A 19,729-nucleotide genomic window follows, 5' to 3' on the forward strand; every position below is an offset into this window, starting at 1 on the left:
TCAATCCACAAACGGTTCGACGATCGTGCGCTTGCCGAGCAGGAAGGCGTCGGCGACGAGACGGAGCGGCGTCAGATCGACATCACTTGCGCCGGTCGCTGCGAGCGCGACGAAGCGTCGGTAGAGTCCGCGATATTCCTCATCGGGCCCTTCGGCAAGCACCTTGCCGTCGACGGCCATGCGCGCGCCACCGCTGGACAGCGTCAGCCGGCCTTGATCGGTGTCGGCGAGGATATCCCAGCTCTGCGGCCCGGTCTGGCGGAAGTCGAACTCGGCGGTCACGGGCAGGCCGCTGATATCCGTCAGGTTCAGGTTCGCCGCGATCGGCGCCTGGCAATTGGCTGGAAAGGCCAGTTCGGCCGCGGTGACGAACACGGGCTTCGGCAGAATCCTGGTCAGGATCGACAGTGCGTTGATGCCGGGATCGAACACGCCGAGGCCGCCCGGCTCCCAGATCCAGCCCTGTCCGGGATGCCAAACACGCACGTCTTCCTTCCAGCTGATGTGCACGGATTTGATGTGCCGATCAGTGAGCCATTGCCGGGCCGGCTCCACCGCCGGCGCATGGCGCGAATGCCAGGTCGCAAACAATGTCCGCTTCGCACCCGCCGCCATCGCGATCAACGGATCAAGCTCGGCAACGCCGGTGCCCGGCGGCTTCTCCAGCATGACGTGCTTGCCGGCGGCGAGCGCCGCCGCGGCCTGGGCCCGTCGCACCTGCGGCGGCGTGCAGAGCGAGACCGCGTCGATCGGCGGCCCCTTCTGAAGCAATTCCTCGATGGTCGAAAAATGCGGCACCCCCTGCAGCGAGGCGTTGCGGCTCGCCACTGCGGCAAGCGTTGCGCCCGGTGTGGCGGCGATCGCCGCCACATGCTGGTCCCGCGCGATCTTGCCGAAGCCGACGATGGCGATGCGAAGGTCTGTCACGCTTGTTCTCCAGTATCGGCCGACGGCAGCGGCTTGGCCGGGGCGGTCTCGATCGCCGTGCTGTCGTGACGGCGCATGCCGTTGTGAATGACATAGACCATGGCCTCGGACGCGGCACCGGCATCGCGCGCGACGATGGAATCGACGATCTTCTGATGCCAGAGCAGCACGGTCTCGCGGTCCTCCGACTCGACCGGAGCGCTGAGCAGGAACGAGGCGCGTAGCGCGGCTTCGATGACATGCCCGATCGAGCGCATGAACAGATTGCCCGAGGCACGCGCCACGGCCACATGGAGCGCGAGATCGGCATCGGCAAATCCGACCGAGTCGGACGCTTCATGCCGCATGCGATCCATGCAGCGGCGCAGCTCGCTGATGTCCTGCTCGGATCGCTGCGTTGCCGCCAGCATCGCCGCGCGCGGCTCGACGGCCAGACGGATCTCGGCGAGGTCGTTGAGGAAGCGCTTGTCGATGCCGGCGTCGAGGTGCCAGGCCAGCACGTCCGCGTCGAACATGTTCCAGGCGCCGCGCTCGCGCACGACGGTGCCGACCCGCGCCTTGGTGGAGAGCAGGCCCTTGGCGACCAGCGTCTTGACACTCTCGCGCAGCACCGGCCGCGACACGCCGAACATCGCGATCATCTCGGCATCCCCCGGCAGGCGCGTGCCTTCCGGATAGCGGCCGGCGATGATGTCGACGCCGATCGAACGCGCCACCTCCGCATGATTGGAATGGGCGCGCCGCGTCGGGATGACGACGATCCGCGAGGTCATGACGCCGCTCCCGCATGCTTCGCCGCCGGCCGGCGTGCAAGCGCGACCAGCCCGTGCTGCAGGACGATGAAGGCGAACAGAAGCACGCCCGAGGTGCGGGGGATCAGCAAGAGCTTTGGCGCGGTGCGCGCGTTGCAGGAGGTCGACTTCACGCTGAAACGGACGTCTCGGCCGCACGCCAGCCGGATTCCGACCCGATCTGCGAGAAGCCGGTGAGCCCGCCGGCGCCGGAAGGAGTTGCGAGCAATAAGGCGGCCATTGCGCTCGCCGCAAAGAGAGCTTTGGGGGTCATCAGGCGTGTCTCCCAAGATGTTTATCCGGGGCGCCCATTGGTAGCATGGCACCCACAGGCCGGCCTTCGGGCCAGCGGCGGGCACTATTTCACGGAAGTAGAGTTCCGACTAGTCATATTATTTGACTATTGGGAGATGAAGGGGGCGGCGCGAGCCGAGTTATGACACGCTCAGCGCGATTTTGTTCCAGAGATGCAACGAAGAGATGAAAAAATTATGGGATGGCTGGGATGAGGGAGTTTCCGCGAGGACGGTGTCAGACGGACTCGCAGCCTCACCCCTCCTGTCATTGCGAGCGTAGCGAAGCAATCCAGAATCCCTCCGCGTAAAGACTGGATTGCTTCGCTACGCTCGCAATGACGATATGGATGGAGCTGTGTGTCTCAAGCAGATTGACTCGTGGAGAGTCCCCCTCACCCTGATTGCATCTCCGATGCAATCAGGCCTCTCCGCCCGCGCGGGGAGAGGCGAAGCAGGCCCGAGCTAGATCAGCTTCCGTTGCGCCAGGTTCTTCATCAGTGCGCCGATGCCGAACGTCCAAGGCTCGCACTCGTCGCTGGTGCGCATGCGGTTGACGAGCTTGCCGAGCTGAGGCGCTGCGATAGTGACAATGTCGTCGCGCTTGTGGGTGAATCCCTGCCCCGGCGCATCGCGATCCTTCACGGGTGCGAACATGGTGCCGAGGAACAGCACGAAGCCGTCAGGATATTGATGCACCTTGCCGATGGTCTGCGCGACGAGATCGGTCGGATCGCGGCTGATCTTGCTGATCGAGGAATGGCCGTCGAGAACGAAGCCGTCCGCGCCCGTGACATTCAGGCTGATGTCCAGCCTGCGCGCGTCGTCGAGCGTGAAGGTGTCGTCGAACAGGCGCAGCAGCGGGCCGATCGAGCAGGACGCGTTGTTGTCCTTGGCCTTCGACAACAGCAGCGCCGAGCGGCCCTCGAAGTCGCGAAGGTTCACGTCGTTGCCGAGCGCGCCGCCGACGATCTTGCCGCGGCTCGAGACGAACAGCACGAGCTCGGGCTCGGGATTGTTCCAGGTGGACTTCGGATGCAGGCCGGCATCCATGCCGGTGCCGACCGACGACAAGGTGGGCGCCTTGGTGAAGACCTCGGCATCTGGACCGATGCCGACCTCAAGATATTGGCTCCAGGCGTTCTGATCGATCAGCACCTGCTTCAGGTGCATCGCCTGATCCGAGCCCGGCTTGAGCTTTGACAGATCGTCGCCGATCAGGCGCGTCACTTCTTTCCGGATCGCTTCGGCCGAGGCAGGATTACCCTTGGCGCGCTCTTCGATGACGCGTTCCAGCATCGAGATCGCGAAGGTGACGCCGGCGGCTTTCAGCGTCTGGAGATCGACGGGCGCGAGCAGCCAGGGCTTTTGGGGATCGCGCCCGTCCGGCGGGGTGTTGGCCACCATCGCCTCGAGATCACCAATGCGTTCACCCTTGGTGGCGGCAAGCGCCTTGGCGGGATCGTCCGTCTCGCAGAGCGCGCTGATGGTCGGAAATTTTGCTGTGACGTCATACACGCCGTCACCGCGCACGGCGACGACGGCCGGACCGTTGACCTGCGGCAGCCAGACGCGGCCGACCAGCGTCCCCTTCGTGCCGTCCTCGGGGAGAAGGTCTTTTACAGTCAATGTCGTCATGGCCGCGTCCTCGCTGTTCTAAGGAACGGCCGCATTCGCAGCGGCCGTTCCCGTTAGCGAAGACCAATAAACGTCTGGCGCTGGAAGTCCAGAGCGGCGGTGCGGCGTACAGTTATGCCCCTGCCCGCGCCTTTCGCGCCGCAATCTGGTGCAGTGCCCAGCGCGCATTCTTGCGGACATCAGGATCAGGATCGTCGGCGATCACGGCCAGGAATGCCTCGCCGTCTGGATGGCCGATCTCGCCTAGCGCGGCGGCGGCCTCTTTGCGCAAATTCGCCTGGTCGTGATTGACGCAATTGCCGATCGGCCGCACCGCGCGTTCGATCTTCATCTTGCCAAGGCTGCGGATCGCCTTCAGCCGCACCTGCCAGTACTCATCCGCGAGGCAGGCGACGAGCTGATCAGCCGCGATTGCACCATTCACGTTGAGACCCAGCGTCTCCGCTGCCATCTCGCGGACCATCCAGTCGGCATCCTTCAGCGCGCGGGTGATGGTCTCCGCCGCCGGCTTCATCTGCGAAAAGGCCAATGCGCTCACGGCGGCGCGGCGCACATGCGCATCGGGATCGTTGATCAGCGCGGTTAGCGCCGGAATGGATTCCTCCAGCTTGAGGAAGCCGATCACGCCGATCGCCTGCACACGCACGGCGGCGTCAGCGTCCTGGAGCGCTTCCAGCGCGGGCTTGAGTGTATCCCTGCGGCGCAGTTCCTTCAGCGCGCGCAGAGCGCCCAAGCGGACGAAAGCGTGGGTATGCCTGACCAGCGGCAGGATGGCGTCGACGCAGGCGGGATCCTTGAATTCAGCCATGCTGTCGGCCGCAGCCGCCGCGACAATCCTCTCGGGATCGACCAACAGCTTCACCAGCGCGCTTGCTGCCTCCGGGCCGTCGAACTCGCCGAGCGCCATCGCGACCTGCTGGCGCACGCCGGCATCGGGATCGGCGACCATTTTGGCGAGATGTGCGACCGCGGCGGGATCGCCGGAATGGCCGAGTGCGATGATGGCGACGCGGCGTTCGGCGGGATCGGCCGCTTGCAGCCGCTCGTCGGCGTCTTCGAGATCGTCGTAGGATTCGAACGGGCTCGACATGATCACCTCAACAGATAGGGAATGTTGACGGTGACGGCGCCGGTCGGACAATCCGCTTCGCAGGGCATGCAATACCAGCACTCGTCATAAGCCATGTAGGCCTTGTTGGTCATGTCGCTGATGCGCAGCACGTCGAGCGGGCAGACATCGACGCACACCGTGCAGCCTTTGTCCGCGATGCATTTGGCGTCGTCGACCACCACCGGAACCGATGTCTGATAGGACGCGAGAGGCATGTGATGTCTCCTGTTGGCTATGTTCTGGTGGATCAGGCCGAGGCGCGAATGCGCTGCTTGTCGTAGAGGTCCTTCTCGTCGTCCGCGATCGGCACGACATAGGGCTCGACTGCGCGCTTCTCGCTGGTCATCCTGCCGTCCTGCTTGGACAGCAGCGTGTGGCAGAACCAGTTCTCGTTGTCCTTCTCCGGGAAGTCCGTTCGCCAGTGATAAAGGCCCCAACGGCTCTCTTCGCGGTAGAGCGAAGCGTGTGCGGCCATGTCGGCACAGTCCATGATCGACTGCACTTCGAGTGCGCGCAGCAACTCGTGCGCGTTGCGCGCGATCATGCGCTCCTGCATATCCTCACGCGTTTCGGCAAGTCGCCGCATGCCGAGCTCATATTTGCGCGTGACCTTCGGCGGCTGGAGGTAGTCGTTGACCAGGCGGCGGGTCTTGTACTCGATCTGGTTCGGCGGAATGCCGTCCTCGCGCTTGGTCGGCGCCATCACGCGGTCGCGCTCCATGGCGACGTCGGCCGCGTCGAACTCCGCGAAATCATGGTTGTCGGCGAACTCCATCGCGTCGATGCCGGCGACCGAGCCGTTGGTGAAGGCGCCGAGCATGTAATTGTGCGGGACGCTCGCCATGTCGCCGGCGGCATAGAGGCCGGGTACGGTGGTGCGGGCATTGTCGTCGACGAACACGCCTGACGCGCTGTGGCCGGAGCAGAAGCCGATCTCGGAGATATGCATCTCGATGGACTCGCTGCGGTAGTCGACCCCGCGCCCCTGCTGGAACAGGCCGCGCGTCGGACGCTCGACCTTGTGCAGCGTGGATTCGATCTCGGAAATGGTGTCGGGGTGGAGATGCTTGAGCTGGAGGAACACCGGACCCTTGCCGGAGAGGAGCTCGTTGTAGAACTCCAGCATCATCTGGCCGGACCAGTAGTCGCATTCAATGAAGCGCGAGCCTTCGTTGTTTGCCGTATATGCGCCGAACGGGCCGGCGACATAGGCGCAGGCCGGACCGTTGTAATCCTTGATCAGCGGGTTGATCTGGAAGCATTCGAGGTTCGCGAGCGCTGCACCGGCGTGATAGGCCATGGCGTAGCCGTCGCCGGAATTGGCGGCGTTCTCGTAGGTGCCGAACATGTAGCCGGAAGTCGGCAGGCCCAGGCGACCGGCGGCGCCCATGCAGAGGATCACGGCCTTGGCCTTGATCACCAGCATCTCGGCGGTACGCGTATTGACGCTGATGGCCCCGGCAATGCGGCCGTCGGCCGATTTGACCAGGCGCGTCGCCATGTAGCGGTTGGAAATGAGGATGCGGGCGCGGCGGAGCTGACGATACAGCGCCTTCTTCACGGTCTCGCCGTTCGGCATCGGCAGCACATAGGTGCCGATGTGGTGCACCTTCTTGACGGCGTAGTCGCCGTTCTCGTTCTTCAGGAAGCGGATGCCGAAGCTGTCCAGTTCCTCGATGATCTTGTAGCAGTTCTGGGCGTATTTGTAGACCGCCTTCTGATCGACGATGCCGTCATTGGCGATGGTGATTTCCTTGGTGTACTGCTCCGGCGTCGCGTAACCGGGGATGACGGCGTTGTTGAGCCCGTCCATGCCCATCGAGATCGCGCCGGAGCGCTTGACGTTGGCCTTCTCGAGCAGGACGACATTGGCCTTCGGGTTCTTCAGCTTCGCCTTCAGTGCCGCCATCGGGCCGGCTGTGCCGCCGCCGATCACCAGCACATCGCAGGAAACCTCCGAAAGTCCGTCGACGATCTGATCTAGTGCCATCGCTTGCTCCTGGTTCGCCGATCCCGGCGCCTTTGCGTCAGATTTGTTCAGGGGGCGTCGCCGCGATAGCAATTAGTTGTCGCTGGGACGCGTTTTGTAGCTCAGCGCTCGACGAAGGCCTTTTCGATGACGAAATGGCCGGGCTGGCTATGATTGCCCTCGACGAAGCCGCGCGCCGCGAACATCGCGTGGAGTTCCTCGAGCATCGCCGGGCTGCCGCACAGCATGATGCGGTCCGTTTCGATGTCGAGGCTCGCTTGTCCGATATCCTCGAAGAGCTGGTTCGAGACGATCAGGTCGGTGATGCGACCGCGATTCCGGAACGGCTCGCGGGTGACGGTCGGGTAGTAGACGAGCTTGTCGCCGATCAAGGGGCCGAAGAATTCGTGATTGCGGAGGCCCTCGACGAGGTGCTCGCCATAGGCGAGTTCCGAGACCTGACGGCAGCCATGGGCGAGCACGATGGTCTCGTAGTTCTCATAGACGTCGGGGTCCTTGATCAGGCTGGCGAAGGGCGCCAGGCCCGTTCCGGTCGAGAGCAGCAGCAGGCGTTTTCCCGGAATGAGGTTGCCGGTGATCAGCGTGCCCGTCGCCTTGCGCCCGACCAGGATGCTGTCGCCTTCCCTGATCTTCTGAAGGCGCGAGGTCAGCGGGCCGTCCTGCACCTTGATCGAGAAGAATTCGAGCGCCTCCTCGTGATTGGCACTGGCCATGCTGTAGGCCCGCATCAACGGCTTGCCCTCGACCTCCAGGCCGATCATTGCAAACTGGCCATTCTGGAAGCGGAAGCCGGGATCGCGCGTCGCGGTGAAGCTGAACAGGGAATCGGTCCAGTGCCTGACCGACAGAACCGTTTCCTTCTGAAATGCACTCATCGTCTCTCCTTGGTCATCGATGACGCGCAAGGTTTCGGAGAGAGGAGAGTCCGGCAATTCGGAAGTGAAGTTCCCGGTCGATTAGTTTCACATTTCGCGCGGGTTGCTCGAAGAGCGGGCTCGCGATCCCGCCCGCACCGGCAATTAGTTGCTATTCGTGCTTTCCCGCCTCGACGTAGAATGAAGTCAGAGGTTCGTCATGACAATGACATTGGTGGCACCGACCGTGGCCGGCTACGAAGCCAGCGCCGATCTCGCTTCGCTCCTTGTCCGCACCGCGCAGGACGACGCGCTCAGCGTCTCCGCCGAAACACTCCGCCTCTCCTGCAAATGCGCCCATTGCACCCGCGCCCGCTTCGACGGCCGCTTCCCCGAAGCGTTTCCGGGGATTGCGATCACCGACATCGGCGATCTCGGCTATGGGCTGAACATCTCGTTCTCGGATGGGCACAACCGGGGAATATATCCGAAGTCGTATCTGCTGAACCTGGCGGGGCGGTGACCCGGTCTTCGGTGTCATTTCCCCGCGCAAGGCGTCTGCCCCCATCTGGCACGGACATTGCTCCTCTTTAGAACGATTTGAACGTTCGGGAGGCAGGCGATGTTGCAGGCGGCGAATGCGGTGCGCGGGGCTGTTCCCGCAGCGATACGGTCTGCCGGCAGCTCCTCGCTACTGCTCACCGAGAACCAGCAATGGATCGGCGGTCCACCACCGTTGATGGACAAGCTCTCACCGCGCGAGCGGGAGTTGGTGCTGAAGCAGGGCCGCCGCAAGGTGCTGAACCGCGGCCAGACGCTGTTCAGCCAGGGCGGCAAGCATGACGGCATCTGGCTGATCGAGAGCGGCCGCATCCGTGTGTTCTACACCTCGCCACTCGGACGCGAGATCACGCTGGCCTATTGGCATGTTGGCAATTTCGTCGGCGGTCCCGAAGTGTTCGAAGGCACCGTACATCAATGGTCCGGCGTTGCCTCCAGTAATTGCAGCGTCGTGCACCTGCCCGGAAAGGAACTGCGGTCCCTTGCCGCAGAGATCCCGAACCTCGCGATTGGCTTGATCGAAGGCCTGACGTTCAAGGGCAAATGCTATTCGGCGCTGGCCCAGATGCTGGGGACGCGCTCGATCACGCAGCGTCTCGCCCATCTGTTGCTGCATCTCGTCGAGCTCTACGGTGTCGAGGATGCCGACGGCACCGTGATCGCCGCGGCCTTCACCCACGCCGACATCGCCCACATGGTCGGCGCCACCAGGCAATGGGTCACGATCAGCCTGAAGCGGATGCAGGAGAAGGGAATCGTGCTGACCAAACGGTCGCAGATCGTGGTCTGCCGGACCGACATTCTGGAGGAGATGCGCGGCCAGGCGGCGGATTGAAGGGGCCCGCGACCATGGCCGGTGCACAGGCAAGCGGCTTTATAGTGCAGGACTGCCCAAGGAGTATGCAATCAGCTTTTCCCGGCAACTAATCGACTGCGGCGGCCACTCCGGATTTGCCCTGCCTGCGCCCTCCCCCAATCATGGCACCCACAGCACATCCAACCGAATGAGGATGAGAATGGTCCGCCATCTTCCCACGCTCTCGATCGCGATGTCGTCGCTGGCGCTGCTCGTCTCGCAGCCGGCTTCTGCGGAAACCGTCAAGCTCGGCATCGGAACGCAGGATACCACGACCAACACGGTCACCGCAGGCGTCGTCATCCGCCAATTGCAATTGCTCGAGAAGTACCTGCCGAAGGACGGCAAATACGCCAACATCAAGTTCGAGCTGGAATGGCAGAATTTCACCTCCGGTCCGCCCGTCACCAACGCGATGATGGCGAACAAGCTGCAGATCGGCATGATGGGCGACTATCCGCTCATCGTGAACGGATTCACCTTTGAGAGCAATCCGGAGAGCAAGAGTCGCCTCGTCGGCATCGCCGCCTACAGCCTGTCCGGCTCGGGCAACGGCCTCGTCGTCCACAAGGACTCACCCTATTACGACCTCGCCGATCTCAAGGGTAAGCTCGTCAGCGTGCCTTTCGGCTCCGCCGCGCACGGCATGGTGCTGAAAGCGATGCAGGATCGCGGCTATGCGTCCGATTTCTTCCAGCTCGTCAGCCAGAGCCCGGAGGTCGGCTCGACCAATCTGCAGGAGAAGAAGATCGACGGGCATGCCGATTTCGTCCCCTTCGCCGAGCTGTTGCCGTTCCGCGGCTTCGCGCGGAAGATCTTCGACGGCGTCGAAACGAACCTGCCAACCTTCCATGGCATTGTGGTTCGCACAGACTTCGCCGAAAAATATCCCGAGGTCGTCGTCGCCTATTTCAAGGCGCTGATCGCCGCCAACCAGTGGCTGCGCGCCGATCCCAAGCTGGCCGCCGAGAAGATCCAGGAATGGACCGGCATCAACAAGGAGGTCGTCTACATCTTCTTAGGGCCCAGCGGCAATATGACGACCGATCCGACGATTAAGCCGGCGCTGATCGATGCGGCCACGACCGACGTCAAGGTGCTGCAGAATCTCGGCCGCATGAAGGAGTTCGATCCGAAGAAATGGGTCGACGACAAATACATCCGCAAGGCCTATGCTGAAATGAAGCTCGACTACGACGCCCAGCTCGCGAGCACCAACAACTATGAGATCTCGGGCGAGGACAGCTTCTGCAAGAAGCCCATCACCGATCCGCGCAAGGCGGGCGAGGTCTGGGTCGACGGTGCAGGCATCATGCCCTTCTCGTCCGCCAGCTGCACGCTCGGCGCCTATGCCGACTACAAGGCCAAGGGCAAGAAGATCAACGTCGCCTACGTCTTCGACACCACGCGCGGCATCAAGCTGTTCGCCGATCAGGCCTTCTTCGCGGTCGGCAATAGCGAGCTCGCCCCGTTCCTGCTGAAGAAGGACGCCGAAGCCTACGCTGCCAAGATCAGCGGCAAGGTGCTCGGCTTCGATGATGCGATGAAGGCCGCCGTCGGCGGAGGCAAGACGTGAGCAGCCCCGCCCTCGTCAGACAGCCCGAGGACAGCATGCCGGCAACAGCACTTGCTGAGGCGGGCTCCGCGCCCGCCGCCATCACCCGGCCTTCGACGCCGCCTTCCTTCGCCACACTGGGGTTGCGCTGGTACCGGCTCAATCGGGCAGGTCTGCGCGCGGCGGCAATCGGCGTGATTTCGCTGCTCGCCTTTCTGCTGGTCTGGCATCTGCTCACGACCTATCGGGTCGTGTTCTTCGTGCGCTTCACCAATGTGCCCTCGCCGCTCGCGGTCTATGACAGCTTCATAAAGGCGATTCACGATCCTAAATTCCTGATGCACATCCTGCTCAGTTGCCGGCGCATCTTCATCGGATTCTCGCTCGCGGCGATCGTCGGCGTGCCGCTCGGTCTGATCATGGGGCGCTTCAAGCTGGTGCACGAGGTGATTTTTCCGGTCGCCGAAGTGCTGCGGCCGATCCCGGCAATCGCCTGGGTGCCGATGGCAATCATGCTGTGGCCGACCAACGAGCAGAGCATCGTCTACATCACCTTCCTCGGTTCGTTCTTCCCGATTCTCGTCAACACCCTGCACGGCATGTCGCTGGTCGACCCCGTGCTGGTACGCGCCGCACAATGTCTCGGCGCGCGCGAACGCTCGATCTTCCGGGAGGTCTATTTCCCAGCCTCGCTGCCGCACATTTTCACCGGCCTCACCGTCGGCATGGGCGTCGCCTGGGTGTCGCTGATCGCGGCCGAGATGATCTCCGGTCAGTACGGCATCGGTTACTTCACCTGGGAAGCTTATTCGCTGGTCCAATATGCCGACATCGCGCTCGGCATGATCGCAATCGGCGTGCTCGGTCTCGGGTCGAGCCTGCTGATCAGGGGCGCGGGGCAATTGGTGATGCCGTGGAGATCGACATGAGCCAGGTGCTAGCGAACAGCCCAAAAGGCCACATCGAAGTCAAGAACTTCTCCCTCGCCTACGAGACCATCGAGGGCGCGGTGCAGGCTGTCACCGACACGCAGATCCATGTGCGGCCCGGCGAGTTCGTGTCGATCGTCGGCCCGTCCGGCTGCGGAAAGTCGACGCTGCTCAATGCAGTCGCAGGCTTCCTCAAGCCGACGACCGGTGTAGTTACCGTCGACGGCGAGCGGGTAAACGGTCCGAGTGCCGAACGCGGCATGGTGTTTCAGCAATATTCTCTTTTTCCGTGGAAAACCGTGCGCGAGAACGTCGAGTTCGGCCTGAAGATGCGCGGCATGCCGCGCTCGCAGCGCGAACGCGCCGCGCGCACGCTGCTGGGGCTTGCGGGACTCGAAGCGTTCGAAAAGCATTATCCGGAAAAGCTCTCCGGCGGCATGAAGCAGCGCGTCGGCATCGTCCGCGCGCTCGCGACGGGACCGAAAGTGCTGTTGCTGGACGAGCCCTTCGGCGCGCTCGACGCTCAGACGCGCGTCATCATGCAGCAGATCCTCACCAACATGTGGCAGCGGCTGAAGATCTCGGTGCTGTTCGTCACCCACGACATTGACGAAGCCATCTTCCTGTCCGACCGCGTCTATTGCATGACCGCGCGGCCGGGCTCGATCAAGGCGGAGATCCCGATCCCGCTGGAGCGGCCGCGGCAGCAATCGATGATGATGTCGTCGGAATTTTTGGCGCTCCGCCGTGGGCTGATGTCACTGATCCGCGAAGAGAGCCTGAAGGCGATGGGCGGCGAGATCAACGACTTGGGCATGCAGGGGTTGAACATCGAGCTGCACGGCCACTCGCTCGCGGACGTGATTTAGCTTACCGCTCGCAGCAATGACGGCCTCGTAGGGTGGGCAAAGCGAAAGCGTGCCCACGATTCTCCGTCTCTTACAGAACTGGTGGGCACGGCGCTTGCGCTGCTTTGCCTACCCTACTGCAGCTTTGCCCTAATCACTTGAACCAGTGCACCAGCGCGATGCTGATCCCCAGCAGCAGGATCAGCGACAGCGTCACGGCGGCCGTCACCCGGCCGCCGACATTGGCGAGCACGCGCACGTCGACGCCAAGGCCGAGGGCGGCCATCGAGACCACCGTCAGAAAGCCCGTGATCTTCGTCACAGGGCCAACCACTGTCGCCGGCACGATCTCCAGCGAGCGCAGGGTCGCAAGCGCAAGGAAGCCGAGGATGAACCAGGGGACCAGGCGGAAGAAGCCGACGCTGGTTTTCTTGGCATCGCTCTGCCAGCGCGAAGCGACCAGCGACAGGCCGACGACGACCGGGCCGAGCATCAGGACACGCATCAGCTTCACCAGCGTGCCGATCTGGGTTGAGACGAGACCTGCCGGCACCGTCGCGGCAAGCACCTGCGGCACCGCGTAGACGGTGAGCCCGGCGAGAATGCCGTACTGCGTTGCGGACAATTGCAGCAGCGGAATCAGCAGCGGCAGGCCCAGCACCATCATCACGCCAAGGATCGCCGTAAAGGAGATCGAGGATGCAATCTCGTCGTTGCTGGCGCCGATGATGGGCGCCACCGCAGCGATCGCGGAATTGCCGCAGATCGAGTTGCCGCAGGCGATCAGGATCGACAGCCGCGTCGACAGGCCGAGCAGCCGGCTGAGGCCGAAGGAGACGCAGAGCGCGACCACGACGACCGCGGCAATGGAGGCGAGCAGCGCAATGCCGGAAGCTGCGATCGCGGCAAAGCTGATCGAGGCCCCGAGCAGCATCACCGCGACTTCCAGCAGTTGCTTGGCGCTGAAGGCGATGCCGGCCTGCCAACGCGGGGCCGGCTTCCAGAAGCTGCGCACCGCCATGCCGAGCAGGATCGCCATGACCAGCGCCTCGACATAGGGGTGCTCGAACACGCCCAGTTCGGCCCGCTCGAGCAGGGCCGACACACCGGCCACGAGAATGCAGAGGAGGATGCCCGGAATCAGCGCCGCAATACGGCCCGCGGCGGTGACCGGCTTGCTATCGACCGGGCTGGATGCTTGATTCTGCGACACAAATCTCTCCCGAAGGAGAAAGATTTATACGCACCGCGACCCGATTGGGAAATATGTTTTCGACATATCAGGGGCGAGAGAAGTTCTGTCCTCGGACCGGAATAAACGGACTCAGAAGATCAGGTTCTTGGCCAGCGAGGCGACGCGGCTGAAACCGTCATAGATGCCGGGCTCGAAGAAGGCTGCACGGGCCAGCACGATGCCCGCGACCAGCGACCAGAACAGGGTGGTGCCGGCCCGCAGCAGGAGCTTCGAGGCGCGCGACTTCGGCTGTGTGTCCGTTGCGGACACCAGTTGCTCGCCGAAGGGCTCAAATCCAGTGCGTTCCATGGCTGCCGATCCACCAGTTTCTGGCGGAAATGTCGTCGTTTCGGCTCCAAACAGCAATGGAAGCGATTGGCGTTTTTGCCCTCGGAAGGGGAAACTCCTTCCTCCTGACAGAGCCGCGGCAATAGTTTTCTTCTTTCTGCCTGTTTGGACACCGCCGTCCCGGTCACAATGCCCTCGCCGCGTCGGCACCCCCCTAAGCCGCCAGCCCGCTCTCCACCGGCGCAAACTCCAGCCCCAGACTCTCCGCCACCGCCTTGTTAGTCACCCGGCCGCGATGCACGTTGAGCCCGTTGCGCAGATGCGGATTCTCCAAGATGCCCGCAAATCCCTTGTTGGCGAGCATCAGGCCGAACGGCAGCGTCGCGTTGTTCAGGGCTTGGCTCGAGGTCACCGGCACCGCTCCCGGCATGTTGGCGACGCAATAGTGAACGACGCCGTCGACCTCGTAGGTCGGCTCCGCGTGCGTGGTCGGGTGCGAGGTCTCGAAGCAGCCGCCCTGGTCGATCGCGACATCGACCAGCACGGCTCCCGGCCGCATCGATTTCAGCATCGCACGGGTGACGAGTTTCGGCGCGCTGGCGCCGGGCACCAGCACGGCACCGATGACGACGTCGGCGGCGAACACCTCATCCTCGACCGCCTCGATGGTGGAGAAGCGGGTGCGCACGCGTCCGGCAAAGAGATCGTCCAGTTCGCGCAGGCGCGGAATCGAGCGGTCGATCACGGTGACTTCGGCACCTAAGCCGGCGGCCATGCGTGCCGCCTGCGTTCCGACCACGCCGCCGCCGAGCACGACGACGCGTGCCGGCTGCACGCCGGGCACGCCGCCGAGCAGCAGGCCGCGGCCGCCGGTCGAACGCTTGAGCGCGGCGCCGGCGGCCTCGATGGCGAGGCGGCCGGCGACTTCGCTCATCGGAGCGAGCAGCGGGAGGTGACCACTCGCGTCCGTGACGGTTTCATAGGCGATTGCGGTGCAGCCCGAAGCAAGCAGGCCCTTGGCCTGCTCGGGATCCGGCGCAAGATGAAGGTAAGTAAAAAGGATCTGGCCTTCGCGAAGCTGAGCCCATTCGCTCTTCTGCGGCTCCTTCACCTTCACGATCATGTCGGACTTTGCAAAGATCTCGCGAGCGGTCTCGGCAATGGACGCCCCTGCCCGCCGGTACACCTCGTCGGACGCACCGATGCCGCTGCCGGCGCCGCTCTCGACCGTCACCTGGTGCCCGGCGGCAACGTATTCGCGGACCGCGCCTGGGGTGAGCCCGACGCGATATTCCTGCACCTTGATCTCCTTCGGGACTCCGACGCGCATCTTGATCTCCCTCGCCAATGCTTTGATTCCATTGTTGATCGTAGCGAGAGGGTCGGTTTGGTTTCGTGCAAATATCCGCTACCTTGGCAGCGCCCGCGCCGGTTTCCGGCGCGAAATGGTCCTTTGACGCTGGAAACGAAACCTTGGCCCTCGACCGGAAAGACCTCGCCATCCTCGCGGAACTCACGACCAATGCGCGAGCCAGCCACACCGAGCTTGCCAACAAGATCGGCTTGTCGAGCACGGCGCTGGCGCGGCGGCAGAAGGCGCTGGAGGATGACGGCTACATCCAGGCCTACCAGGCCGCGCTCGACCTGGCCCAGTTCGGCCTCACCACCACGGTGCTGGTTCGCATCGCGCTGGAGAGCCAGAGCGACGAGGCGCTGAAGGCGTTCGAGGCAGAGGTGACGAAATGCCCCTCTGTCGTGCGCTGCTTCCTGATGTCGGGGACGGACGACTACATCCTGATCGTGCTCGCCCGCGACATCCAGGATTTCGAGCGCATCCATCGCACCGAGCTGTCCCGCCTGCCCCGCGTCGCGCGGGTGCAATCGAGCTTCGCGCTGCGCGAAATCGTCAACCGCGCGGTGCCGACCGTGGTGTTCAGCGAGACAAAGCGCTGATCTCGTAAATCCAATCGGGAGAACCGGTCAGGAACCAAGCAACCCGTCATCCGTTGGGCGCTATCGGCCAGCGGCGGCAACGCAGTCTCGCGTCATTTGCACAATTTGCCCGGCTCGGCCTTTCCGCGGGGAAACACAATATGGCCGACATTACGATTCCCGAACGCATTCCGATCACCCTCGTCGTCAACGGCGAAAGGCGCGCGCTCGAGGTCGTGCCGTGGACCACGCTTCTGGATGCGCTGCGTGACCGTCTGGAGCTGACCGGCACCAAGAAAGGCTGCGATCACGGCCAATGCGGCGCCTGTACCGTGCTGATCGACGGAAGACGGGTCAATTCCTGCCTGACCCTGGCCGTCATGAAGGATGGCGCCGAGATCACAACCATCGAAGGCTTGGCAAAGGACGGCACGTTGCATCCCCTGCAACAGGCCTTCATCGACCACGATGCCTTTCAGTGCGGCTATTGCACGCCGGGACAGATTTGCTCTGCCGCGGGCCTGTTGGCCGAAGGCCGTGCGCGCAATGCGGATGAGATCCGGGAGCTGATGAGCGGGAACCTCTGTCGCTGCGGTGCCTACCCCAACATCGTGGCTGCGATCGAGCAGGCAATGAGCCGGTCATGAACAACTTCCGATATTCCCGCGCAAGCGACCTTGCCGACGCCATTCGCCTGCTCGCCGCCGATCCCGGCGCGAAGCTGATTGCCGGCGGCACCAACCTCATCGATCTGATGAAGGAGAACGTCGAACGCCCCTCCCGGCTGATCGACATCTCTCGCCTGCCGCTCCGCGACGTCGAGGAGACAGCGGACGGCGGTCTGCGCATAGGCGCCTTGGTGCCGAATTCGGACCTTGCCTACCACCCGTTGATCGAGCAGCGCTATCCCCTCCTTGCCAGCGCCATCCTGGCTGGCGCCTCAGCGCAACTGCGCAACATGGCCTCGGTCGGCGGCAATCTGATGCAACGTACGCGCTGCCCCTACTTCTATGACACGACGACACCCTGCAACAAGCGAAGCCCCGGCTCGGGCTGCTCGGCCCTCGATGGCCTCAACCGCAACCATGCCATCCTCGGCACCAGCAACTCCTGCATCGCGACCAATCCATCCGACATGAGCGTGGCACTGGCCGCGCTCGGCGCGCTCGTGCATATCGCACGCCCCTCTGGTCAGCGCACCATCGCGCTGACGGATTTCCATCGGCTTCCCGAGGACAAGCCTCACCTCGATACCAATCTCGGCAGCGGCGAGATCATTATCGCCATCGAGCTGCCGCCGCACGGCTTTGCCCGGAACTACAGCTATCTGAAGATCCGCGACCGGCTGTCCTACGCCTTTGCTCTGGTCTCCGTCGCGGCCGCGCTCGACCTGGAGGGCAACGCGATCGGCGAAGCGCGCCTTGCTCTCGGTGGCGTGGCCCACAAGCCCTGGCGAAGCCTCGAGGCCGAAGCCGCATTGCGCGGTCAGGCGGCAACACCGGATCATTTCGGGCGCGCCGCCGACCTGCTGCTGCAGGGAGCGACGGCACGCTCCCACAACGGGTTCAAGATCGACTTGGCGCGCCGAGCCGTCGTGCGTGCGCTGATGCAGGCCGCAAGCGCCACGCCGCAATCACAAGCTCACAAGAAGATCGCATGAGGGCTCGATGAACGCCTATGTCGGAACATCAACGTCGCGCGTCGACGGCCGCGCCAAGGTCACCGGGGCCGCCAAATATGCTGGCGAGTTCGCAGCAGACCGTCTTCTTCACGGCTTCGTCGTCGAGGCCAGCATCGCGCGTGGGCGCATCGTTCGTCTCGACACCAGCGAGGCGCTGAAGGTGAAGGGCGTGGTCGACGTGCTCACGCATGAACATCGGCCGCCCCTCGCCGACAAGGACGAAGCCTGGAAGGATGAGGTGGCGCCGGAGAAGGGCTCGCCGCTCCGGCCGCTTTATGACAACAGGATCAAGTTCAACGGCCAGCCGATTGCACTGGTCGTCGCGGAGGACTGGGAGACCGCCAAGTTCGCCGCAACCCGCGTTCGCGTCGAATATGAGCAGGAGGCGTTTGCGACCGATCTCGAATCCGAACGCGGCAAGGCCAAGAAAGTGGATCAACCGCACAAGCCGCGTGGTGATGCCGCAGCAGCCCTGGCGCGCGCGGCCGTGCGCCACGAGGCGGATTACGTCATCCCGACCGAGCACCACAACCCGATGGAGCTCTTCGCGACGACGGCCGTCTGGAACGGCAGTGGCGGGCTCACGGTCTACGACAAGACGCAGGGCGTCCAGAACGTCCAGAAGTTTCTCTGCAGCGTTTTCGCCAAGAAGCCGGACGACATCCGCGTGATCTCGCCCTATGTCGGCGGCGCCTTCGGCTCGGGCCTGCGGCCGCAGCACCAGGTGGTGCTGGCAACCCTTGCCGCGCTCGCACTGAAGCGGTCCGTCCGCGTCGTGCTGACGCGGCAGCAGATGTACGGCCTGGGCTATCGCCCCATGACCATCGAGCGCGTTGCGCTCGGTGCAAGGCCGGACGGCACGCTCGATGCAATCACCCACGAAGCCATTGCCGTGACCTCACGTTATGAGGATTTTTCGCGCAACGATACGGGCTGGGCCGAGCAGCTTTACAAGAGTCCCAATAGCAAGTTTGCGCATAAGCTGGTCGATCTCGACGTTTCGACACCCTGCGACATGCGCGCGCCGGGTGCGGCAACGGGCGTCTGCGCGCTCGAATGCGCCATGGACGAATTGGCCGTCGCGCTACAGCTCGATCCGGTCGAGCTGCGCCTGAGGTGCTACTCGGATCGCGACCAGAGCGAAGGCCTGCCTTACACCAGCAAGCAGCTGCGCGAATGCTACGCCCGCGGCGCGGAAGCTTTTGGCTGGAGCCGCCGCAATCCCGCATCCCGCTCGATGCGCGACGGCAAGGAACTCGTCGGCTGGGGCATGGCGACCGGGGTGTGGGAAGCGCTGCAGATGCCGGTCGCCGTCCGCATCGTGCTGACGGCCAACGGCCATGCCGAGGTCTCCTGCGCCGCCTCCGACATCGGCACCGGCACCTATACCATCGTGGCGCAGGTCGCGGCCGATGCCCTCGGGCTGCCGATCGAGAATATCAGCGTACGGCTCGCCGATTCGACCTTGCCGCAAGCCCCCGTCGAGGGCGGCTCCTGGATGGCGGCATCGAGCGCGCATGCGGTCTTGGGAGCGGCCGAAGAGATTCGCTGGGAGCTCGCATGTCTCGCCAAGGCCATGCCGGGCTCGCCGCTCGCTGACCTCGACGCCGCCAACGTCACCCTGACTGACGGCATGATCGTCAATAACGACAGGCGCGGAGCTGCCGTCTCGATTGCGGATGTCATGCGCCACAGCAAGCTCGAGCGGATCGAAAAGGAGAAGCTCAACCAATTCGCGGAAGATAAATCGCATGCCCGCAACACACATTCAGCGGTCTTCGCGGAGGTGAAGATCGACGAGGAGCTGGGGATTATCCGCGTCACCCGCATCGTGAATGCGGTCGCGGCCGGGCGCATCCTGAACACCAAGACCGGCCGCAGCCAGATCATGGGCGGGGTGGTCTGGGGAATTGGAATGGCGCTGCACGAGGAAACGGTGATGGATCACCGCTTCGGCCGCATCATGAACGCGAACATTGCCGAATACCACATTCCCGTGAACGCCGACGTCCACGACATAGACGTCATTTTCGTCGACGAGCCCGACGACCGCATCAACCGGATGGGCATCAAGGGGCTCGGCGAAATCGGCATCGTCGGCGTGCCGGCCGCGATTGCGAACGCCGTCTATCATGCGACCGGCAAGCGTATCCGGCGCTTCCCGATCACGCTGGACAAGCTGCTGGAGTGAAGTCGCAAGCCAACCTTGCCGCAGCACTCGGGCATGTCATCCAGATGTCA

The 19,729-nt window shown here is 63.7% G+C and carries 20 protein-coding genes and 1 pseudogene; 9 read left to right on the forward strand and 12 right to left on the reverse strand.

Annotated features, from left to right (window positions below; genetic code table 11):
• The 9 genes and pseudogenes from P0R31_RS32570 to P0R31_RS32610 all read right to left on the reverse strand — a co-directional run bounded on the left by P0R31_RS32570 (position 1) and on the right by P0R31_RS32610 (position 7,625).
• Positions 1-927, reverse strand: a complete 927-nt coding sequence (locus P0R31_RS32570; RefSeq protein WP_275518680.1) for a Gfo/Idh/MocA family protein — start codon at positions 925-927, stop codon at positions 1-3.
• Positions 924-1,700, reverse strand: coding sequence for a FadR/GntR family transcriptional regulator (locus tag P0R31_RS32575; RefSeq protein WP_275518681.1), 777 nt, complete (start codon positions 1,698-1,700; stop codon positions 924-926). The genes P0R31_RS32570 and P0R31_RS32575 overlap by 4 nt, the downstream gene beginning before the upstream one ends.
• Positions 1,697-1,852: a hypothetical protein gene (locus tag P0R31_RS32580; RefSeq protein WP_275518740.1), complete on the reverse strand. Its 156-nt coding sequence runs from the start codon at positions 1,850-1,852 to the stop codon at positions 1,697-1,699. The genes P0R31_RS32575 and P0R31_RS32580 overlap by 4 nt, the downstream gene beginning before the upstream one ends.
• Positions 1,853-1,854: 2 nt before the next feature.
• Positions 1,855-1,992, reverse strand: a pseudogene (locus tag P0R31_RS32585) (sugar ABC transporter substrate-binding protein); the annotation flags it as partial.
• Positions 1,993-2,476: 484 nt separating this feature from the next.
• Positions 2,477-3,649, reverse strand: coding sequence for a fumarylacetoacetate hydrolase family protein (locus P0R31_RS32590; protein ID WP_275518682.1), 1,173 nt, complete (start codon positions 3,647-3,649; stop codon positions 2,477-2,479).
• Positions 3,650-3,761: 112 nt separating this feature from the next.
• Positions 3,762-4,739, reverse strand: a complete 978-nt coding sequence (locus P0R31_RS32595) for a HEAT repeat domain-containing protein (protein WP_275518683.1) — start codon at positions 4,737-4,739, stop codon at positions 3,762-3,764.
• A gap of 2 nt (positions 4,740-4,741) precedes the next feature.
• Positions 4,742-4,975, reverse strand: coding sequence for a 4Fe-4S dicluster domain-containing protein (locus P0R31_RS32600; RefSeq protein ID WP_007593252.1), 234 nt, complete (start codon positions 4,973-4,975; stop codon positions 4,742-4,744).
• Between the two features lie 32 nt (positions 4,976-5,007).
• Entirely contained in the window at positions 5,008-6,750 is a 1,743-nt protein-coding gene (locus P0R31_RS32605; RefSeq protein WP_275518685.1) for a fumarate reductase/succinate dehydrogenase flavoprotein subunit, read from the reverse strand.
• Between the two features lie 101 nt (positions 6,751-6,851).
• Entirely contained in the window at positions 6,852-7,625 is a 774-nt protein-coding gene (locus P0R31_RS32610) for a ferredoxin--NADP reductase (RefSeq protein WP_275518686.1), read from the reverse strand.
• A gap of 205 nt (positions 7,626-7,830) precedes the next feature.
• Between P0R31_RS32610 and P0R31_RS32615 the strand changes: the two genes are divergently transcribed.
• From P0R31_RS32615 to P0R31_RS32635, 5 genes are all read left to right on the forward strand, one after another.
• The gene (locus P0R31_RS32615) at positions 7,831-8,127 is read left to right on the forward strand and encodes a gamma-butyrobetaine hydroxylase-like domain-containing protein (RefSeq protein WP_275518738.1); all 297 of its coding nucleotides are present in this window, start codon (positions 7,831-7,833) and stop codon (positions 8,125-8,127) included.
• 99 nt (positions 8,128-8,226) lie between these two features.
• The gene (locus P0R31_RS32620) at positions 8,227-9,000 is read left to right on the forward strand and encodes a Crp/Fnr family transcriptional regulator (RefSeq protein WP_275518687.1); all 774 of its coding nucleotides are present in this window, start codon (positions 8,227-8,229) and stop codon (positions 8,998-9,000) included.
• A gap of 181 nt (positions 9,001-9,181) precedes the next feature.
• Entirely contained in the window at positions 9,182-10,597 is a 1,416-nt protein-coding gene (locus P0R31_RS32625) for an ABC transporter substrate-binding protein (RefSeq protein ID WP_275518688.1), read from the forward strand.
• On the forward strand, positions 10,594-11,505 hold the full coding sequence (locus tag P0R31_RS32630; RefSeq protein ID WP_275518689.1) for an ABC transporter permease: 912 nt from the start codon (positions 10,594-10,596) through the stop codon (positions 11,503-11,505). Before P0R31_RS32625 ends, P0R31_RS32630 begins: the two co-directional genes overlap by 4 nt.
• A complete protein-coding gene (locus P0R31_RS32635; protein ID WP_275518690.1) occupies positions 11,502-12,374 on the forward strand; it encodes an ABC transporter ATP-binding protein in 873 nt (290 codons plus the stop codon). The genes P0R31_RS32630 and P0R31_RS32635 overlap by 4 nt, the downstream gene beginning before the upstream one ends.
• A gap of 133 nt (positions 12,375-12,507) precedes the next feature.
• Here the strand turns inward: P0R31_RS32635 and P0R31_RS32640 are convergent, their stop codons facing one another.
• The 3 genes from P0R31_RS32640 to ald all read right to left on the reverse strand — a co-directional run bounded on the left by P0R31_RS32640 (position 12,508) and on the right by ald (position 15,205).
• Positions 12,508-13,566: a YeiH family protein gene (locus P0R31_RS32640; RefSeq protein WP_275518692.1), complete on the reverse strand. Its 1,059-nt coding sequence runs from the start codon at positions 13,564-13,566 to the stop codon at positions 12,508-12,510.
• Between the two features lie 111 nt (positions 13,567-13,677).
• Complete coding sequence (locus tag P0R31_RS32645; protein WP_027546306.1) at positions 13,678-13,896, reverse strand: hypothetical protein; 219 nt, start codon at positions 13,894-13,896, stop codon at positions 13,678-13,680.
• Between the two features lie 193 nt (positions 13,897-14,089).
• A complete protein-coding gene (gene ald / locus P0R31_RS32650) occupies positions 14,090-15,205 on the reverse strand; it encodes an alanine dehydrogenase (protein ID WP_275518694.1) in 1,116 nt (371 codons plus the stop codon).
• 143 nt (positions 15,206-15,348) lie between these two features.
• Between ald and P0R31_RS32655 the strand changes: the two genes are divergently transcribed.
• The 4 genes from P0R31_RS32655 to P0R31_RS32670 all read left to right on the forward strand — a co-directional run bounded on the left by P0R31_RS32655 (position 15,349) and on the right by P0R31_RS32670 (position 19,679).
• Positions 15,349-15,828, forward strand: a complete 480-nt coding sequence (locus P0R31_RS32655) for an Lrp/AsnC family transcriptional regulator (RefSeq protein WP_225188251.1) — start codon at positions 15,349-15,351, stop codon at positions 15,826-15,828.
• Positions 15,829-15,968: 140 nt separating this feature from the next.
• Entirely contained in the window at positions 15,969-16,454 is a 486-nt protein-coding gene (locus P0R31_RS32660) for a (2Fe-2S)-binding protein (RefSeq protein WP_275518696.1), read from the forward strand.
• Complete coding sequence (locus P0R31_RS32665) at positions 16,451-17,467, forward strand: FAD binding domain-containing protein (protein ID WP_275518697.1); 1,017 nt, start codon at positions 16,451-16,453, stop codon at positions 17,465-17,467. Before P0R31_RS32660 ends, P0R31_RS32665 begins: the two co-directional genes overlap by 4 nt.
• Before the next feature lie 7 nt (positions 17,468-17,474).
• Positions 17,475-19,679: a xanthine dehydrogenase family protein molybdopterin-binding subunit gene (locus tag P0R31_RS32670; RefSeq protein ID WP_275518698.1), complete on the forward strand. Its 2,205-nt coding sequence runs from the start codon at positions 17,475-17,477 to the stop codon at positions 19,677-19,679.
• Positions 19,680-19,729: the final 50 nt, after the last annotated feature.

It is taken from the genome of Bradyrhizobium yuanmingense (assembly GCF_029167105.1).
Taxonomy (GTDB): Bacteria; Pseudomonadota; Alphaproteobacteria; order Rhizobiales; family Xanthobacteraceae; genus Bradyrhizobium; species Bradyrhizobium yuanmingense_A.

Bases quoted from the DNA above. Each gene is read 5' to 3' on its own strand.
- P0R31_RS32575 (WP_275518681.1), bottom strand. From the start codon at position 1,700: ATGACCTCGCGGATCGTCGTCATCCCGACGCGGCGCGCCCATTCCAAT.
- P0R31_RS32590 (WP_275518682.1), bottom strand. From the start codon at position 3,649: ATGACGACATTGACTGTAAAAGACCTTCTCCCCGAGGACGGCACGAAG.
- P0R31_RS32595 (WP_275518683.1), bottom strand. From the start codon at position 4,739: ATGTCGAGCCCGTTCGAATCCTACGACGATCTCGAAGACGCCGACGAG.
- P0R31_RS32600 (WP_007593252.1), bottom strand. From the start codon at position 4,975: ATGCCTCTCGCGTCCTATCAGACATCGGTTCCGGTGGTGGTCGACGAC.
- P0R31_RS32605 (WP_275518685.1), bottom strand. From the start codon at position 6,750: ATGGCACTAGATCAGATCGTCGACGGACTTTCGGAGGTTTCCTGCGAT.
- P0R31_RS32610 (WP_275518686.1), bottom strand. From the start codon at position 7,625: ATGAGTGCATTTCAGAAGGAAACGGTTCTGTCGGTCAGGCACTGGACC.
- P0R31_RS32615 (WP_275518738.1), top strand. From the start codon at position 7,831: ATGACATTGGTGGCACCGACCGTGGCCGGCTACGAAGCCAGCGCCGAT.
- P0R31_RS32620 (WP_275518687.1), top strand. From the start codon at position 8,227: ATGTTGCAGGCGGCGAATGCGGTGCGCGGGGCTGTTCCCGCAGCGATA.
- P0R31_RS32625 (WP_275518688.1), top strand. From the start codon at position 9,182: ATGGTCCGCCATCTTCCCACGCTCTCGATCGCGATGTCGTCGCTGGCG.
- P0R31_RS32635 (WP_275518690.1), top strand. From the start codon at position 11,502: ATGAGCCAGGTGCTAGCGAACAGCCCAAAAGGCCACATCGAAGTCAAG.
- P0R31_RS32645 (WP_027546306.1), bottom strand. From the start codon at position 13,896: ATGGAACGCACTGGATTTGAGCCCTTCGGCGAGCAACTGGTGTCCGCA.
- ald (WP_275518694.1), bottom strand. From the start codon at position 15,205: ATGCGCGTCGGAGTCCCGAAGGAGATCAAGGTGCAGGAATATCGCGTC.
- P0R31_RS32660 (WP_275518696.1), top strand. From the start codon at position 15,969: ATGGCCGACATTACGATTCCCGAACGCATTCCGATCACCCTCGTCGTC.
- P0R31_RS32665 (WP_275518697.1), top strand. From the start codon at position 16,451: ATGAACAACTTCCGATATTCCCGCGCAAGCGACCTTGCCGACGCCATT.
- P0R31_RS32670 (WP_275518698.1), top strand. From the start codon at position 17,475: ATGAACGCCTATGTCGGAACATCAACGTCGCGCGTCGACGGCCGCGCC.